We start from the raw sequence: 15,396 nt of genomic DNA, 5'->3' as shown, positions 1-15,396 counted from the left end.
CAAAAAAGACCGGTGAGCAAACACCGGTCTTTTTTTTACGCTGATATCATTGAGCTTTTCAGCGGGGGAATGACTTTCCCTCCTTTGACATGCCTATACATAGCTATCAGCGCCACTGCAGCCAGAAAGAAGTTTGATAAGGGCATAGCAAGCCAAACGCCCTCTAACCCGAACCATTTGGGCAAAAACCACAGAAACGGCAATTGAACAACCATATTCCCCAAAGAGATAGCAAACGCTACACCACCCAGACCGACAGATACAAAATAGACAGAACTCACTACAATCAAGCCGTCAAGGAACATGTTAAACAGGTGCAACCGAATACCGAGTGTCGCAGCGTCAGTCAGTTCGGGGTTGGAGCTGTTGAACCACCCAATAAGGCTTTCCGGAAACAGGTTCAATGTCACAATCCAGGCCAGTCCTAAAACGGTGGTGACCTTACAGGCAAGCCAGACTGTTTTCCCGACTTTGACTGCTGAATTTTCACCGAAAAAATAACTCACTGGTGGTTGCATTCCCTCTGCGATACCCTGGGCCAGAAGATAGTATAGGGTCATCAAGTAACCGACGATGGCGTATGCCGCAACCCAGGTTGCCGAACCATAGTCCATGAATAACCGGTTATGGATAGCAACCATAAATCCGGTATAGAGATACATCACCAGACAAGAAGAACCGAGAACCAGAATCTCTCGCATTTTAACGACATCTAACGTGACATCTTTCAGCCTCATTTCCAGTGCCGAATAATCAGTGAAGAAATAAGCGATACCAATTACAACCACAACAGCCTGAGCGGAGACCGTTGCAACCGCTGCACCTTCAAGCCCCCATCCCAGTATGCCGATGAACACATAATCCAATACAATGTTTGTGACTGCGCCTAACGCCATCAATCCGGTTGCCATATTCGGCGCGTCGTCGTTCCTGACCAGAAATGGAATGGCTCCCGCACCTACGGTTAGGCATGCCCCCCAGAAAAACACGGCGACGTATTCGACAGCATACAGGCCGACAACCCCGTCAGCTCCCTGCAATGCAAGCAGTGCTGGACCAAATGCGTACAGAAAGGCAGAACACAGCGCTCCGACCAGAAGGATCAGCAGCAACCCGGTTCCCATAGCCTGCCTTGCCTTCGATGACTGTCGCATTCCCCGGAACGTGGAAACAAGGCTCCCGGCGCCCATACCAATCATTAAACCCACACCACCCAACACACTGATAACCGGCCAGGCAATATTTATTGCCGCTAATCCTTCCTGCCCCATGTAGTGACCGACAAAGACACCATCAACAATTTGATATAAGCCGTTTACCAGCATGGTCGCAATTGCAGGAATGGTAAACCGCCAGAAAGTACGAGAAATTGACTCTTTTTTGTTTATCGCTTCCATAAAATTCTCTCATTCAGAAGCCATGATTCGTTGATGCGCATTCTCTGCCTGATTTATGATAGAAGAAAGTTAGTTACCATCCGTTTTTCGGATGGATGAAATGAAAAAGGAGATATGTATGGCATCCTTACCATGGAGTCTCGATCAGTTAGAGGCGTTTGTTACCGCAGCTCAAACCGGTTCTTTTACTGCTTCTGCCCGGAAGTTGGGAAAAGCCCAGTCTCGAGTCAGCACTGCTATTGCTAACCTAGAAGCGGATTTGGGATTTTTGTTGTTTGACCGGTCTGGTAAATACCCGGTTTTAACGGAAGACGGTAAAAATATTCTGAATGACGCCATTGCCGTACTCAGCCAATGCCAGCGCCTGCACTCACGGGCACTGTCCGTATCTTCCGGCACACCGGTCACATTCAGCATTGCGATGGACGAAGCTGTCCCAATTGAACATTTTGAGAATCTCTATACCAGGCTGGCTGAGTCTCATCCACACCTGACACTGACCATTCTCAACGGTTCCCAACAGGATATAGCGCGCTGGGTAGAAGACGGCCGGGCAGACATTGGCTTTCTGATACAGGACCATGTACTTCCTGACTCATTAGAGAGAATGTCCATAGTGCGTTGTGGTCAGGCACTTATCGTCGCAGAAGATCATCCTTTGGCACGTGTTCCAGCACCGACTGAAAACCAACTGGTGAAACACCGGCAACTTGTAATCCGTGGCAGGCTGGGCGACACACTTGGAAAACCCCTGTCTCCTGATTTTTGGCACGTTGACAGCTTTTACCTGATTTCCTCACTGGTTATGCGCGGTATTGGTTGGGCTCTGATCCCTGAACATGTTGCGAAGACGGAGTGGTATACCGTTAAAAAGCTCTCTACTGAAAATATATCCACCCCTCCAGACTATATGCTGGCAGCGGTTAAGCGCCGTGATACCGGTTGGAATGAAGTCATGGAGTGGATCTTCGACGAAACCTGCCGTCTTTTTAATCAATAACTCTCATTGTCCTGAAATAAGCAACAATCGTTCTATTTGTTGCTCTAGTTGCACAGAGATAATCTTCTTATAATTTCCGGCAATTGTTCCAGAAGAGACTCAATGCATGGAAAAAGACGGTAAGGCTGTCAGCCCAGATAAGCGATTTCATCGCTGGATGAATATTCTTGTTTCACTATTTTTCATTGCGGTTTTGTATGTAATCCTTGCAGACAGGCATGCACCGTTGACGACAGAAAGCCAGGTGCAAGGCACCGTCGTACAAATTACCCCCCAGGTAACAGGTCAAATAATCAAACGTTTTGTTTCCAATAACCAACACGTTGACAAAGGACAACCCCTATTTGAAATTGATCCTGCACAGTATCAACTTGCCGTTCAAAAAGCAGAAGTTGGACTGTCAACAGCGAACTCAGAAGAAGCCTCACTTTATGCTCAGATGGCAGCCGCAAATGCAAATGCCAACAAAGCTGCAGTAGAACGCCAAATCAGCGAAAAAAACTATCGCCGGATAAGTACATTGCGCTCTAAGAAGTTAGTATCGGATGCAGATTTCGACGTCGCCCGTACACAGGCAAAAACCGCTTCTGACACATACGCAGCAGCGTTAAGGCAAGTTGAAGCAATTCAGAGTCGGCTGGGAACAAAAGTCGGTGACAGTAACATAGTTAAATCGGCCCAGAATGCACTGTCAACAGCAAAACTGAACCTTTCTCGGACAATAGTTTATGCCCCGGATAATGGTATGGTCAGTAACATCCAATACGATATTGGTACTGAAGCGGTTGCCGGTCACCCTATCCTCAGTTTTATTCCTTCTGATTCATTGTGGGTCTCCGCTGACTTTCGTGAAAAGTCTGTTTCAGGCCTTATGGAACAAACCAAGGCATTAGTCAGCTTCGATGCACTCCCGGGACGTGTCTTCGATTTTACTCTGGGCACACGTGATGCCGGTGTGGCCTCAGCCCAACAGTTTGCCAATGGTGATCTAAGTAAAGTCATGACATCAAACCGTTGGATCCGTGATGCCCAACGAATCAGGGTCAACCTGTCCAGCGATTCAGCATTACCTAAACCACTTTTTGTTGGGTCACGAGCGACGGTCACGCTTTATCCGGAAGCAAGTACAATGTGGTACTGGTTGGCTCAGCTGCAAATCCACACCATCAGCCTACTCCATTACATCTACTGATTTTGACCCTTAGGCGATGGAGCTAACATGAAAGTACTTCGTATATGGCTTGCAGCCATGCTGGGCATGTTCATCAGTATGGCGACACAAATGCAATATTCCATGATGGCAATAGTATTTGCAGCCGCCATGATGGCGATGTTTGATCGCTGGACATTCCCTGTAATTAAGCAACTTATTCTCGGATCACTTTCAGCCGCAATTCAAGCAAACATCATTCTTGGCTTATTCCCGGACTCTCCGGTTTTAATGTCTGCGGCAGTCTCACTGGTGATGCTTGAAAAGTGCTTTCTGATGAATTTCAGTCACGGAAAACTATACGGATTGGTTGGTCTTATTATCGGATCCATATTGCTTTGTGCAGGAGGGTATTCAAACTTCCAAATTATGGATTTCACTATCAACTTGCTAGTCGCAATACTTCTCAGTGCAGCCATCTCTGCGGTATGTCTTTGGTTACTGCCAGAACCAGAGGACACTCAGTTAAAGCCAGCTCCAGCCCAGGTGGAAAATAGTTCAACGGATGTGTTTAAACAAACTCTTCTCGCCTGGACATTGGCAATGAGTGCATTTTTTATCTACCAGTTCATGAACCTGTCAGACTCATTTTCTGCTTACAGTTCTATTCTGGTTATTCTGATGCCTCTAACGATGTCTGGCATCGCGTCTATGGCTAAAATCCGAATTAAAGGGACCCTAATAGGATGCGGTATGGCGCTGGTTATCCAATTGATCTCTTTCTGGTTTGCATACAATCCTATTTTAACATTTCTGGCATTTTCTATAGCGGCAGGAATCGTTGCACGGATCATGGCGAAAGGCGGCCTTGAAGCTTCTGTAGGGACTGCAGCCATGTCTGGCCTGGCTATTCCAATTGCGGGCTATATGGTGCCTCACCAGCAGGATGCCATCTTCAAGGTGTTGTACCGAATAAGCTCAGTTACATTTGCTGTTATTGCCGCGACAACCTTTGTCTATATGGTCCACTGGTTCATTGAATACACTCACCAGCGTTATTCCAAAAAGGTGCGTATTTAGGGTTTTCCTGTAACCCGGAACTTTCCGGGTTATCCCTTCACTGGACTGAAATGCTTACGGATTAACGACAACATCGCACGTGTTCGTTCTGGCATATATTCCCGGGTGGGGTAAACCAAAGTAAGCCGGATGGCAGGCATAGGTTCTGCTATCGGAACCCGGCATATTGTGTTCTCGGCATTATTCCCGTTTACCATTCGGTCTGGCAAAATCGCCATTCCTGTCCCTTGTAAGGCAAGTGAAAATATCAGTCTCAATTCGTCAGAGCAGACTTTCAGAGGCAAGTCTTCGGGCAGGAGGCCAGCAACGTAGCGGCTCACCATTAAGTTGTGGTTATAGAGATCCGCAATGGTCGCGGGGGTACCATGCTGTTGAAGGTAATCATCGGTTGCGTACAGGCTGCACTTAACTTCCAAAAAAGTCTGTTGGATATATTCATCATCTTTCACAGGAAGAGAATCAGGCAACACCTGCAGGTCAATTCCCTCCTGCTTAAGATCAGCAGACTCATGGCGCTGGATAATATCAAATGCAATGCCCGGATAGCGCACTGCGTACTCATCAATTATCTTTGTAAATAGTTCAAAACCAATAAGCGGTGCAGTAATCGCAATTTTTAACCTGCCCTCAAATTCGTTTTGTGATGTCCTTACCGCCCTGATGCTTTGGCTAATAGACATCAGAGGCTGATTTATTTGGTCAAAAAGCCGGGCTCCCTGCTCCGTAAGTGTGATTTGCCGGGTCGTTCTCACAAGCAGCTCACACCCCAGAGAATGTTCCAGTGCCTGAATCCTTCTGCTAACCCGGGAACGCTGCAGACCGGAAGCCTGTGCAGCGGCAGTAAACCCTCCATGACGTACTACCAGCATAAACAGATAAACATCGTCCAAACTGGCTTTCATCTCAGCCTCTTCACTTAGATTTAAACCATGCACGAGCAAAAAGGAATGCCAGAAATGTTGGTAGCATAAACAACAAGGTACCCATTATGATGGCAGCGGTTTGCGGTAACCCTAATCCCCAAGCAAGAGAGAAAGCGAGCCCTTGAATTCCTTCAAGTGGATTCAGCGACAAAGGATCATTTGACGGCTTGGATGCGCTATTGGTAGCGATAATAGTGAGGAAAAATGCGGTAACTGGGACCAATCCCCTGAGAAAACGGTATTTCATTAGGCAAAATTTTATGCGAACCAGATGGTCGGATCATTGTACTACAAAAGTACCAATTCAAAGATGATACCATCACTCTAAACGAGTTACAGCGAATGAAAGTACTCAGTTCGCCGGCGATGTATAACTCCCAACAATAACGCCGGACAACAGTTCAGTATTTTTTAGCTTGTTTCCTTCTGCATCTTCCCCTCTTGCAACAGCGTAACACTCTCCAATATTGGCATGAACAAGCTCAACTAACGTGTTGTCCAGCTTGCCTTTTCTGGCGAAAGCATCTAGAACATCAATAACCTGGGGAATATCCATACCCTCCCTGTAAGGTCGATCCTGAACCAATGCCTGAAACACGTCAGCAACAGCAATAATTCTTGCTTCTGTTGAGAGTTCCTGCTTTTTCGGATGGAAGGGATAGCCTGTACCATTGATGCCTTCATGGTGGAAAGCAGCCCATTTTGCGACTTCATCTAACCCTTCGATGTGGCGTAGGATTTCATAAGTCTCGTAACTGTGCTGGTTCATTATTGCACGTTCAATAGGCTCAAGTGGCCCGGGTTTTTCAAGTATATCATCGGGCATATGCAATTTACCGATATCATGCAGCAGTCCCGCTATTTCAACCTTGTCACATTGAGACTCTGAGAGTCCATACACCTTTGCCATAAATTTCGCTAAATCAGCTACTCTCAAGGAATGCTGAGCGGTAAATGAGCTCTTTTGGTCGACAATGTAAGACATAATTCGGCAGAGTTGTTTGATATCAGCTAACGACAGAAGCTCTTGGCTTTTCTGTTTACCCATGTCCCAGACATAACGGGTAACATGTCTGTCTTCAAGTGAAATCCAAAACGCTTCCGCTTTTTCTGAACTAACAAACGCCTCAACAAATTCAGGTTTGAAAAAGCTTCCCGAATAATTTGATATTTCTTCTACTATTTTCTCACGTAGCAGCAAAATGTCAGATTCGTAGTGCCCGCATGCTAACGTATCTATTCTGTCGGAAAGGAAAATAATGTTGGCCATTCTTTGGTCAAAGAGAGTCACATCACTTTCTTTTAATCTACTCCAAGGTGTGTGGTGGTATTTTATAGGTACAGCGAATTTCGACAACGGCACAAAGTCTTTAAGTAAGTGGAAACCAATCTCACAATGAACGTCTGCATCTTCCCATGCAAAATTATTGATAAGATTAGAGTGAACCTGCTCTGTAGAAACACCACAATCATGCAGCAACCCTAATTCAAATAAGAACTGTATATCTGCATCACTCAGCCCAAGGGTACTGCCAATCTGACCTGCTATATAGCCAACACGTTTGCCATGATTCACATCATTCATTCCAACAAGCGAAACGGCGGTTTCTATGGCAATGATCATTTGCCTTAAGTCAATTTGCAGATCTGAATCCCTGTTCATTGCATCCTCTTATCACCGAGAGCCTTTAATACAAATTTAGCTCATGCGAGAACTTGCATATATGAGGATATTTTATTGGAGATCTATATCACGCTGATGATGACTCGATGAAAGAAATTTGCGAGACAGATTGAATAGCATAAGTCGGGCTAGTATCAGGCCAGCCCGAGAAAGGACGATTGTTACAGTGATTACTACAAGTACTTTTCCATGAATACACTCATTGGATCTTCAGAATATTCGCCAAATGGCGGAATGTCTTCATATCCAATCTTGTGATAAAGACCTATTGCTTCCGGTTGCTTGATACCGGTTTCGAGACGAAGAAGCGGAATTTTCCTGGTTCGCGCTTCCTGTTCCAATGCTACCATTAATGCAATTGACAGTTTTCTGCCTCGATATTCATCGTCTATGAATACCCGCTTAATTTCGGCATAGCTGCCATCCATTTCAGGTTTAATTGCGCCCATACCCGCCAATTTTCCCTTCAGGTATAGCCCGAGGAACACACAGTCATTAAATAACTGTTGCCTACTGGCAGTATGGTTGCTTTCCGGTGGGTAAAGCGCTTCGAGATATTGATCGGACTTGTTGATAAGCGTCTCAACTCCAACATCAGTCGACTGCAAATGTTTGATTTCCATAAAACCTCACAACACTCCAAGCACAATCACATCACGATTAATGGTGAGATACTCGATATCATCCAGGTATGCATCCAGATGGCCCTCGGCAATGTGAGCCGAAAATGTTTTATCCCCTTTGTCTGCAGCTTTGCCCATAAAATCTACCAATGCGTTCAAGCGTTCTATCATCGAAATCACCAAGCGAGTTCTCTCAGGTGCTTTCAATCCGTAGCTGTCGCAAAAAACCTTGGTACGCCGGACCTGGCTGGCAAGGTCGCCCATCGAATCAGGGTTTCGGGGATTTTTTAACGGAGCCCAGCGGTAGACAGCGTATGCGACGTCCGATAAGCGAGATCCGGGGTGTAGCGTATCAAAATCGATAATTCCGACGGCATCACTACCATTCAACACAACATTATAAGGAGCAAAGTCACCATGGCACATGACTTCTATCGGGTTTACTGCAGATAACATCCAGCCTTCTGTTGGGGCTGTCCTGGCATAGTTTGCCGATACATCATGGTATTGGCGCAGCAATAAAGCCGCAGACATCAACGTCTCATCTGATGCGGCGTCACCACTTAACGGATAGTTTGAACAACAGCCCTCAACCCAGGATAGAACCTCATCCTGACGGTCAATTCGAAGGACCTTGGGCACGTTGGTGAACCCTTGTGTTTCAAGATAACGAAGAAAACCATGGACTTTAGGCGTCCAAGGATTTAATGGGCGCAACAATTCATTTCCAGCACGGCGGATAGAATCACGTCCACCCTCCATGACTACTTCCTGGTGTTCCATTTACGCTTTACGTCCTGTAAGTAAAAAATGAGCCCAATCCGCCCTATCGTTTTTCATCGCTTTGGATGCAGCAGACTCAGCATCATAAGGCACCCGAATTAGGTTCGAGTGCCAGCCATGGGCCCGCTTTTCCAACATGGCATAACTGGCATGGGGCGTACAGTTTTCCATCGCATGCCTTACTGGCTCATCATCCTCATACGATTGAAGCCCGACACTCCCGGGATTCACGATCAGTTGCCCCGAAGATAACATCACACTACGCGGTATATGTGAATGTCCACAAGCGACAACCGGGGCTTCAATATGCCCTAATAAAGTAACGATTTCCTTATCAGACCTCACAACTGGCAAACCCCGTGAAACATCTTCCAGCAGATAGACTAAATCACTTTCCGGCGTACCATGGCATAGATAAACCTCATCGTTTAAGTGAATATCGAACGGCAACTGCTGAATCCATTCGATACCTTTTTTCCCGAGTTCCCGGCATACAAAATCAAGTGTTGGATTCCCAAACTTGTCCGATTCCGTAGCCTGGATTATCTGCCGATCCTGATTACCACAAACCGTTATAAACTCATACCGCTGGAAAAACTCAAAGGTTTCCGCCGGTGCAATTGGACCATAGAAAATATCCCCAAGATTGACAAAATGGGTCGCGCCTTTGTTTTTTGCATCTTTGTATGCTGATTCCAATGCAAATACATTGCTGTGAACGTCAGAAAACAGGGCTATTCGTTCCATGATTTGCCTTTCAATCACCTATAACTAACACAATCCTAACACACAGACCGGCAACATTACCGAAGATGAAAACGCAATGCATACCTGTTACGACTCCCCTGTTGGGGTTTCACAACATAAAAAGTGGTACTAACATAGTTAAAAAATTTCAAACAAAACAAATGGAGAACTCAATGAAAAGGAATTTTACGACCTGCTTACTACCTCTCGTCCTCTCTCTTGTCGCTGCCCCTGCTCTCTCTGATGGCGACAAGAAGAATAAAGCAGAAAGCCATAAAGAAGTCTCGAGCCTGCAGACTGAAGAGCAAGCCCTAAAACAGGCGGCTCAGGAATCCCAAATGAAAATTTCTGAAATTGCCCGTCAGTTGGAATCAGCAGAAACGAAAGCAGAGAAGGAATTTTTGCTTGAACAACTGAAATTACAAAAGGAAGACGCTAAGACAAAGCGTGAGCTTTGGAAGGCTTACCTTAAAGCAGAAAAGGATGCAGACAAGGCTGAGCGTGATGCTGCAAAAGATCTGAAAAAAGCGGAAAAGAAGGCCAACAAAGAAAAAAACAAAGGTAAAGGCAACAACTAAACCAGCCACTGATTCTCTGGCACCCGAAAGCAGATGATATTGAACAGGGGACAGAATGAACAAAGTTGTACTTATAACAGGTGCCAGTCGAGGGATTGGCGCAGCAACCGTTCAAACGCTGGCCCGTGAAGGTTATTCCATAGGGCTAAATTACATCCGAAATTCCGATGCTGCGACCTCTTTGGCAGAACAACTCAATGCAAACGGGCAACGGTGCGTACTGCTTCAAGGTGACGTTTCGAAAGAACAGGATGTCATTCGGCTTTTTGAACAACTGGACAACACTTTGGGCCCCATCACCCACCTGGTCAATAACGCTGCTATCCTGCTGCCTCAGATGAAATTGGTAGATATGGATGAAAGCAGAATTAATCACATGCTTACCACCAATGTTACCAGCGCATTCCTGTGTTGCCGTGAAGCGGTTAAACGAATGAAACGTGGAGGAGCTATTGTCAATGTATCTTCTGCCGCGTCTCGAATTGGCGCACCAGGAGAATATGTTGATTATGCAGCATCAAAGGCTGCGATTGATACACTGACAAAGGGGTTGGCACAGGAAGTTGCTGAACTGGGTATAAGAGTTAACGCCGTCAGGCCGGGCTTCATCTACACGGATATGCACGCCGACGGAGGTGAGCCTGGACGGGTCGACCGTATCAAGCAAAACATTCCGCTTAAACGCGGAGGGCAGCCGGACGAAATTGCGGCAGCCATTGCCTGGCTGCTTTCGGATGAAGCCTCATATGTCACTGGCAGCATTCTGGATGCTGCGGGTGGCAGATAACACAAAGCCGGCTGAGATAGCCGGCTTTGTGTTCATCATCCAAAATTAACCACACAAAACTAATCACGCATTGGTGCGATCTGAATCAATCTGGTTCTCAACCTGGTTTTCCGGTAATTCTTTTACGTCTTCATACCAGAGGCCATGGTGCTGTTTAGCCCAGGTCTCGTCAACATAGCCCGTAGCCATACCTTCAAACGCCCCTTCAGTACCTGCAGTACCGATATAGATATGACCTAACGCGGCTGCAATAAGGCCCAGCGAAAATACTGCATGAACAATATTCGCAATCTGCATGTCGCTACGGAGCTGCCCGAATATCGGAAAGTCCATAATAAGGCCTGAAATGCAGACTACAATTCCGGCGGTAGCCAGTAACCAGTACCAGACTTTCTCACCACCGTTACAGAAACCCGCCTGCGGGTGTTTTCCATTGGGCAGGATGCCACCACCTTGCTTAAACCACTCCCAGTCCACTTTATTGAAGATGTTGTTCTTAAACCATTTTATCAACATCGTCAGCAAACCGAGTACAAACAGTGGCCCAAGGTAGTTATGACCCACCTTTGCGGTATATATCAGCACACCCCATACATCCTGCGATGTAACCGGCTTCAGGAACAACTTACCGTATAGAAGAACAATTCCACTGAGGGCTAAAAGTATAAATAGAGATGCAGTAAACCAGTGCAAAGCTCGCTCAAAAGGTGTCCATCGCAGTACTTTCTTACCCGTCCTTTCTGCTTTCAGGGCAACACGTCCTGCTAACAGGTAGAAAAGAAAGATTGATACTGCAGCAACCCCAATTACCGAGGCCCCAATGGGTGAAATCCAGTCATTGCGGATTTTCCTCCATTGCTCGCCACTGACATTAATAAGTTGCCCATGTTCACTTATCTCTGACGTAGAGTAACCTGACTGGCCCTCGCGAACTTCACGCCAGTAGTCTGCGCCAGCCAGTTGAACCATTTCTTTTTCAGTAGAAGAAACGGTTTTGGAATCGGCATATGCACCAACTGAAAACAGGGTCAGCATCACCATCATGGTGGTGAAGAGTTTATTCAGCATGTTGTTCTCCGGATTGGTACTGGTTCCACTTCGGAACCAGTACCATTTCTCAGGGTAAGAAACTACCCGTTAGCTCTTTGTCGCATCGTATGCCAGGTCGTCACCATTGGTCCAACCTGCACCACGGGCACCACGCTCAACCACACGCTGACGGAAGATATCGGAAACTTTTCCGGCATCACCAGCCAGCAGTGCTTTGGTTGAACAAAGCTCCGCACACATTGGCAACTTACCTTCAGCAAGACGGTTCGCACCATACTTTTTGCGCTCTTCGACTGAACCATCAGGTTCTGGGCCTCCGGCACAGAAAGTACATTTATCCATCTTGCCCCGCTCACCAAACGCCGTCTTTTTAGGGAACTGAGGCGCGCCAAACGGACAGGCAAACAGGCAGTAACCACAACCGATACAGGTATCTTTGTTGTGGAGAACAACGCCATCCTCCGTACGGTAGAAGCAGTCTGCTGGACACACAGCCATGCAAGGCGCGTCTGTACAGTGCATACAAGCAACAGATATCGAGTTTTCACCCGGTTCACCGTCATTGAGCGTTACCACCCGACGGCGCTGTATACCCCACTCCAGGGCGTCATCATTGGCGTTTTTACACGCGGTGACACAGCCGTTACATTCAATGCAACGTTTGGTGTCACACAAGAATTTCATATTTGCCATTGGTTAAACTCCCTGTTACGCGACGCTTATCTTACAGAGCGTGACCTTGGTTTCCTGCATTTGGGTAACCGGGTCATAGCCATACGTGGTGGCGGTATTGGCCGCTTCACCGATTACATATGGGTCTGCACCGTCAGGGTACTTATCACGCAGGGACTTGCCTTCAAACTCACCACCGAAGTGGAACGGAAGGAACGCCATTCCCTCGAGCACTCTGCGGGTTACCATGGCTTTCACCTTGATACGGCCCTTCTCGGCACCCTCCACCCAAACCTCAGCCCCGTCGCGGACACCCAGGTTGTTCGCATCAACCGGGTTGATCTCAACAAACATTTCCTGCTGGAGTTCTGCAAGCCATGGGTTTGAGCGGGTCTCTTCGCCACCACCCTCGTACTCAACAAGTCGGCCTGAAGTCAGGATGATTGGGTATTCACCGGAGACATCCTTATCCTGAATAGACTTGTAAAGCGTTGGCAGACGGTAGCTGTTCGCTTTGTCCGCCCAGGTTGGGTAGTCAGCAACCAGATCACGGCGAGGCGTATAAAGCGGCTCACGGTGAAGCGGTACACGGTCAGGGAAGGTCCAGACAATGGCTCGCGCCTTGGCGTTACCAAATGGCATACAACCATGCTTGACGGCAACGCGCTGAATACCGCCAGAAAGGTCAGTTTTCCAGTTTTTGCCTTCAGCAGCCGCCTTTTCTTCTGCCGTCAGTTCATCCCACCAGCCAAGTTGCTTAAGCATCTTGTCGGTGAATTCCGGATAACCGTCTTCCAGTTCACAATCTTTGGAGTAACTGTCAACAGCCAGCAGATTCTTGCCTTCAAACTCAACACCGAAGCGAGCGCGGAAGTTACCGCCACCTTCAATGACTGGTTTGGATGTGTTGTAGAGTATGTGGGTACCCGGGTGTTTCATTTCCGGTGTTCCCCAACAAGGCCAAGGCAGACCGTAGGTTTCGCCACTGATTGGACCGCCTTCAGCTTCAAGGGAAGTCTTATGGAAGGTGTGCCAGTTTTGTTGGTGGGCCTTCAGGCGCTCAGGGCTCTGTCCTGTATAGCCAATCGTCCACATACCCCGGTTAATTTCTCTGAGGATGTCTTCGATGTTCGGTTCGTTATTCTCTACCTTAATGTTCTTGAACAACTGGTCAGAGAAACCAAGCTTCTTCGACAGCAGGTACATGATTTCATGGTCCGGCTTAGAGTCAAACAGCGGCTCAACCACTTTGTCACGCCACTGGAGCGAACGGTTGGACGCCGTCACGGAACCATAGGTCTCGAATTGGGTCGTAGCCGGAAGCAGGTAAACGCCATCTTTCTTGTCGTGCATTACGGCAGCAACAGTTGGGTATGGGTCAACGATGACCATCATATCCAGCTTGTTCATGGCCTTTTTCATTTCCGGTCCACGGGATTGTGAGTTAACCGCGTGGCCCCAGTAGAACATGGCACGAACATTCTCTTTCTGTGCCAGGTTTGCCTTGTCTTCCAGAACACCATCCACCCAACGGGAAACCGGAATACCAGCGTTGTGCATTGGCTTTTTGCCTAGGTACTCGGTTTGGTCGAACTGGTTTTGAACCCAGTCAAAATCCAGTCCCCATACACGGGACCAGTGCTTCCATGAACCGGCAGACAAGCCGTAATAACCTGGCAGTGTGTGCGACAGGACACCGAGGTCTGTTGCACCCTGAACGTTATCGTGTCCACGGAAGATATTGGCACCACCACCAGCTCTGCCGATGTTGCCCAGCGCCAGTTCAAGGACACAATATGCACGGGTATTGTTATTACCTGTGGTGTGCTGGGTACCACCCATACACCAGACAATACAGCCCGGACGGTGTTCAGAAAGGATTTTCGCCGTCTTGTAGACTTCGTCTCGACTCAGTCCGGTTACACGTTCAACTTCTTCCGGGTTCCACTTGGCAACTTCTTCCTTGATTTCATCCATGCCGAAAACACGTTGACGGATGAACTCTTTGTCTTCCCAGCCGTTATCAAACACATGCCAGAGTACACCCCAGATAAAGGCAACATCTGTACCCGGACGGAGCGGAACGAAGTGATCAGCCTTTGCGGCGGTACGGGAGCGGCGAGGATCAGCGACAACAATCTTACAGTTGTTCTTTTCCTTGGCGATCAGGATATGCTGCATGGCAACCGGGTGAGCTTCAGCCGGGTTGGAGCCGATAAACAGTATGGATTTACTGTTGTGCATATCATTGAACGAGTTTGTCATTGCACCGTAGCCCCAGGTGTTTGCAACACCGGCCACTGTGGTGGAGTGACAAATACGCGCCTGGTGGTCAACGTTGTTGGTACCCCAGAGGCTTGCCATTTTACGGAACAGGTAAGCCTGCTCGTTATTGTGCTTGGCGGAACCCAGGAAATAGATCGAATCAGGGCCGGACTCTTTGCGAATATCCAGGACTTTATTACCGATTTCCTCGATTGCGTCATCCCAGCTCATCTTTTGCCATTTACCATCGACAAGCTTCATTGGATATTTAAGACGTCGTTCACCATGCCCATGTTCACGCAGTGCAGCGCCTTTAGCACAGTGCCCACCTGCATTAAATGGGTGGTCGAAAGCCGGCTCCTGACCGGTCCAAACGCCATCCTGCACTTCCGCGTACACACCACAACCCACTGAGCAGTGGGAACAGATAGTACGCTTCACCTCCACCGGTTTGCTGGCATCAACAGTTTTTGCTTCTGCCTTTCGCATCATACCGGGTGCAAACATACTCGCCCCGGCGAGACCACCTGCAGTCGCAAGGGAAGTGTTACGCATAAACGCACGCCGCGAAATGCCTAACTGTTTTTCATCCTTGCTGACTGAATCAGATCGTTTGGTTAATTTCATTAGCTGACTCCATTGATCAGGATTGCGCGG

14 protein-coding genes are annotated in these 15,396 nt (G+C 47.6%); 5 read left to right on the top strand and 9 right to left on the bottom strand.

Features of this window, described 5'->3' with window-relative positions; all coding sequences use genetic code 11:
* Positions 1-35: 35 nt before the first annotated feature.
* Positions 36-1,397, bottom strand: coding sequence for an MATE family efflux transporter (locus NF212_RS23975; protein WP_434361455.1), 1,362 nt, complete (start codon positions 1,395-1,397; stop codon positions 36-38).
* A 118-nt stretch (positions 1,398-1,515) separates the two neighbouring features.
* On the opposite strand from NF212_RS23975, the gene NF212_RS23970 reads away from it, so the two are divergent.
* The 3 genes from NF212_RS23970 to NF212_RS23960 all read left to right on the top strand — a co-directional run bounded on the left by NF212_RS23970 (position 1,516) and on the right by NF212_RS23960 (position 4,627).
* Positions 1,516-2,397, top strand: a complete 882-nt coding sequence (locus NF212_RS23970; RefSeq protein WP_434361454.1) for a LysR family transcriptional regulator — start codon at positions 1,516-1,518, stop codon at positions 2,395-2,397.
* Positions 2,398-2,503: 106 nt separating this feature from the next.
* A complete protein-coding gene (locus NF212_RS23965) occupies positions 2,504-3,589 on the top strand; it encodes an HlyD family secretion protein (RefSeq protein WP_434361453.1) in 1,086 nt (361 codons plus the stop codon).
* 27 nt (positions 3,590-3,616) lie between these two features.
* Positions 3,617-4,627 carry a DUF2955 domain-containing protein gene (locus NF212_RS23960; protein WP_434361452.1) on the top strand — a complete coding sequence of 337 codons (1,011 nt, stop codon included), beginning with the start codon at positions 3,617-3,619 and terminating at the stop codon, positions 4,625-4,627.
* A gap of 29 nt (positions 4,628-4,656) precedes the next feature.
* Here NF212_RS23960 and NF212_RS23955 read toward each other — a convergent pair whose 3' ends face one another.
* From NF212_RS23955 to NF212_RS23935, 5 genes are all read right to left on the bottom strand, one after another.
* The gene (locus NF212_RS23955; RefSeq protein WP_434361451.1) at positions 4,657-5,529 is read right to left on the bottom strand and encodes a LysR family transcriptional regulator; all 873 of its coding nucleotides are present in this window, start codon (positions 5,527-5,529) and stop codon (positions 4,657-4,659) included.
* Positions 5,530-5,902: 373 nt separating this feature from the next.
* Positions 5,903-7,213 carry an HD domain-containing phosphohydrolase gene (locus tag NF212_RS23950; protein WP_434361450.1) on the bottom strand — a complete coding sequence of 437 codons (1,311 nt, stop codon included), beginning with the start codon at positions 7,211-7,213 and terminating at the stop codon, positions 5,903-5,905.
* Positions 7,214-7,407: 194 nt separating this feature from the next.
* A complete protein-coding gene (locus NF212_RS23945; RefSeq protein WP_434361449.1) occupies positions 7,408-7,857 on the bottom strand; it encodes a GNAT family N-acetyltransferase in 450 nt (149 codons plus the stop codon).
* Between the two features lie 6 nt (positions 7,858-7,863).
* Positions 7,864-8,619, bottom strand: coding sequence for a phosphotransferase (locus NF212_RS23940; RefSeq protein WP_434361448.1), 756 nt, complete (start codon positions 8,617-8,619; stop codon positions 7,864-7,866).
* 21 nt (positions 8,620-8,640) lie between these two features.
* Positions 8,641-9,387 (bottom strand): metallophosphoesterase family protein, encoded by a 747-nt coding sequence (locus NF212_RS23935; protein WP_434361447.1) that lies wholly within the window; start codon positions 9,385-9,387, stop codon positions 8,641-8,643.
* A gap of 173 nt (positions 9,388-9,560) precedes the next feature.
* Between NF212_RS23935 and NF212_RS23930 the strand changes: the two genes are divergently transcribed.
* Positions 9,561-9,965: a hypothetical protein gene (locus NF212_RS23930; RefSeq protein ID WP_434361445.1), complete on the top strand. Its 405-nt coding sequence runs from the start codon at positions 9,561-9,563 to the stop codon at positions 9,963-9,965.
* 55 nt (positions 9,966-10,020) lie between these two features.
* Positions 10,021-10,752 (top strand): SDR family oxidoreductase, encoded by a 732-nt coding sequence (locus tag NF212_RS23925; RefSeq protein WP_434361443.1) that lies wholly within the window; start codon positions 10,021-10,023, stop codon positions 10,750-10,752.
* 63 nt (positions 10,753-10,815) lie between these two features.
* Here NF212_RS23925 and NF212_RS23920 read toward each other — a convergent pair whose 3' ends face one another.
* From NF212_RS23920 to NF212_RS23910, 3 genes are all read right to left on the bottom strand, one after another.
* Positions 10,816-11,820 (bottom strand): formate dehydrogenase subunit gamma, encoded by a 1,005-nt coding sequence (locus tag NF212_RS23920; protein WP_434361441.1) that lies wholly within the window; start codon positions 11,818-11,820, stop codon positions 10,816-10,818.
* 69 nt (positions 11,821-11,889) lie between these two features.
* Positions 11,890-12,495, bottom strand: coding sequence for a formate dehydrogenase FDH3 subunit beta (gene fdh3B / locus NF212_RS23915; RefSeq protein WP_434361440.1), 606 nt, complete (start codon positions 12,493-12,495; stop codon positions 11,890-11,892).
* A gap of 15 nt (positions 12,496-12,510) precedes the next feature.
* A complete protein-coding gene (locus NF212_RS23910; protein ID WP_434361439.1) occupies positions 12,511-15,366 on the bottom strand; it encodes a formate dehydrogenase subunit alpha in 2,856 nt (951 codons plus the stop codon).
* Positions 15,367-15,396: the final 30 nt, after the last annotated feature.

The organism is Parasalinivibrio latis (assembly GCF_036825535.1).
GTDB lineage: Bacteria > Pseudomonadota > Gammaproteobacteria > Enterobacterales > Vibrionaceae > Parasalinivibrio > Parasalinivibrio latis.
This window is presented reverse-complemented; position numbering and strand designations above follow the sequence as displayed.

What these genes read in the sequence shown, in the direction of transcription:
- NF212_RS23960 (WP_434361452.1), top strand. Translation starts at nt 3,617, where the DNA reads ATGAAAGTACTTCGTATATGGCTTGCAGCCATGCTGGGCATGTTCATC.
- NF212_RS23925 (WP_434361443.1), top strand. Translation starts at nt 10,021, where the DNA reads ATGAACAAAGTTGTACTTATAACAGGTGCCAGTCGAGGGATTGGCGCA.
- NF212_RS23955 (WP_434361451.1), bottom strand. Translation starts at nt 5,529, where the DNA reads ATGAAAGCCAGTTTGGACGATGTTTATCTGTTTATGCTGGTAGTACGT.
- NF212_RS23975 (WP_434361455.1), bottom strand. Translation starts at nt 1,397, where the DNA reads ATGGAAGCGATAAACAAAAAAGAGTCAATTTCTCGTACTTTCTGGCGG.
- NF212_RS23970 (WP_434361454.1), top strand. Translation starts at nt 1,516, where the DNA reads ATGGCATCCTTACCATGGAGTCTCGATCAGTTAGAGGCGTTTGTTACC.
- NF212_RS23920 (WP_434361441.1), bottom strand. Translation starts at nt 11,820, where the DNA reads ATGCTGAATAAACTCTTCACCACCATGATGGTGATGCTGACCCTGTTT.
- NF212_RS23945 (WP_434361449.1), bottom strand. Translation starts at nt 7,857, where the DNA reads ATGGAAATCAAACATTTGCAGTCGACTGATGTTGGAGTTGAGACGCTT.
- NF212_RS23935 (WP_434361447.1), bottom strand. Translation starts at nt 9,387, where the DNA reads ATGGAACGAATAGCCCTGTTTTCTGACGTTCACAGCAATGTATTTGCA.
- NF212_RS23940 (WP_434361448.1), bottom strand. Translation starts at nt 8,619, where the DNA reads ATGGAGGGTGGACGTGATTCTATCCGCCGTGCTGGAAATGAATTGTTG.
- NF212_RS23950 (WP_434361450.1), bottom strand. Translation starts at nt 7,213, where the DNA reads ATGAACAGGGATTCAGATCTGCAAATTGACTTAAGGCAAATGATCATT.
- NF212_RS23910 (WP_434361439.1), bottom strand. Translation starts at nt 15,366, where the DNA reads ATGAAATTAACCAAACGATCTGATTCAGTCAGCAAGGATGAAAAACAG.
- NF212_RS23930 (WP_434361445.1), top strand. Translation starts at nt 9,561, where the DNA reads ATGAAAAGGAATTTTACGACCTGCTTACTACCTCTCGTCCTCTCTCTT.
- fdh3B (WP_434361440.1), bottom strand. Translation starts at nt 12,495, where the DNA reads ATGGCAAATATGAAATTCTTGTGTGACACCAAACGTTGCATTGAATGT.
- NF212_RS23965 (WP_434361453.1), top strand. Translation starts at nt 2,504, where the DNA reads ATGGAAAAAGACGGTAAGGCTGTCAGCCCAGATAAGCGATTTCATCGC.